The following is a 1,345-nucleotide window of genomic DNA, read 5'->3' on the forward strand; positions in this document are numbered from 1 at the left end:
ATGCGTATCCGGCCGTCCTCAGCCTGCGGCGAGGCTCCGCTTGACCTCGGCGGCGACGCGGCCGCCGTCGGCACGGCCCGCGACCTTCGGCCCGACGATCTTCATGACGGCGCCCATCGCACGCGGCCCCTCGGCGCCGGCAGCCTTCGCCTCACCGACGGCCTGGGCCACGATCGCGCCGAGCTCGTCGTCGGTCAGCTGCTGCGGCAGGTACGCGTCGAGCAGCACACCCTCCGCCTTCTCCCGCTCCGCCTGCTCGGCCCGCCCGCCCTGCGCGAAGGCCTCGGCCGCCTCACGGCGCTTCTTGGCCTCCTTGGCGATCACCTTCTGCACCTCGTCGTCGGAGAGCTCACGCGCCGACTTGCCGGAGACCTCCTCCTTGGAGATCGCGGCGAGGGTCAGCCGGAGGGTGGCGGAACGCAGCTCGTCGCGCGCCCTGATCGCGGCGATGAGGTCGTCGTGCAGCTTGGACTTGAGCGTGGTCATGCGGACAGTGTGTCAGGTACGGCCCAAGGCCCGCCGAGGAGTTTTCCGGCGCGGTCGGGCGACGGCTCACTCCCCGTGCCGAGGCCGCTCGACGATCATGGGGTGCGACCGCGTGGGCGGTGCGTGTCTGCGACGATGACACCATGCGCGCACGCTACGGAGTCCCCCTGAAAGTCACCGCGGGAATCGCGGCCGTCGGGGCGGCCGGCCTCGCCTACGCCGCCGGTTTCGAGGCCCGCTCCTTCCGACTGCGACGGGTGTCCGTCCCCGTACTGCCGGAGGGCATGCGACCGCTGCGGATCCTCCATGTCTCGGACATCCACATGGTCAGCGGCCAGCGCAAGAAACAGCGCTGGCTCCGCTCCCTGGCCGGCCTGCGCCCCGACTTCGTCGTCAACACCGGCGACAACCTCTCCGACCCGGAGGGCGTACCGGAGGTCCTCGACGCACTGGGCCCGCTGATGGAGTTCCCGGGCGTCTACGTCTTCGGCTCCAACGACTACTACGGCCCCGCGCTGCGCAACCCGGCGCGCTACATCTACGAGAAGGCCCAGGGCAAGCACGGCCTGAACGGCAACGCACCGGCCGTCAACGTCGTCCACAACCCGTGGGAGCCGATGCGCGACGCCTTCGACGCGGCGGGCTGGGTGGGCCTCACCAACGCCCGCGGCCGGCTCAAGATCGACGGCCAGGAGATCGCCTTCACGGGCGTCGACGACCCGCACATCAAGCGCGACCGCTACGCCGAGGTCGCGGGCGGCCCGGAGCCCGACGCGGACCTGTCGATCGGCGTGGTCCACGCCCCGTACCTCCGCACGCTGGAGGCGTTCACCGCGGACGGTTACCCCCTGATCCTGGG

At 71.4% G+C, this 1,345-nt stretch carries 2 protein-coding genes; one reads left to right on the forward strand and one right to left on the reverse strand.

Annotated elements, in window-relative coordinates; translation table 11 throughout:
• Positions 1-18: 18 nt before the first annotated feature.
• Entirely contained in the window at positions 19-486 is a 468-nt protein-coding gene (locus tag ACFXKA_RS42835; protein WP_078075856.1) for a GatB/YqeY domain-containing protein, read from the reverse strand.
• Between the two features lie 143 nt (positions 487-629).
• Here ACFXKA_RS42835 and ACFXKA_RS42840 point away from each other — a divergent pair.
• Positions 630-1,345 (forward strand): metallophosphoesterase (locus ACFXKA_RS42840; protein ID WP_379431882.1); only part of this gene is annotated, 716 nt, incomplete at its 3' end.

This window comes from Nocardia sp. NPDC059228 (genome assembly GCF_042754245.1).
In the GTDB taxonomy this organism is placed as follows: domain Bacteria; phylum Actinomycetota; class Actinomycetes; order Mycobacteriales; family Mycobacteriaceae; genus Nocardia.

What these genes read in the sequence shown, in the direction of transcription:
- ACFXKA_RS42835 (WP_078075856.1), bottom strand. Translation starts at nt 486, where the DNA reads ATGACCACGCTCAAGTCCAAGCTGCACGACGACCTCATCGCCGCGATC.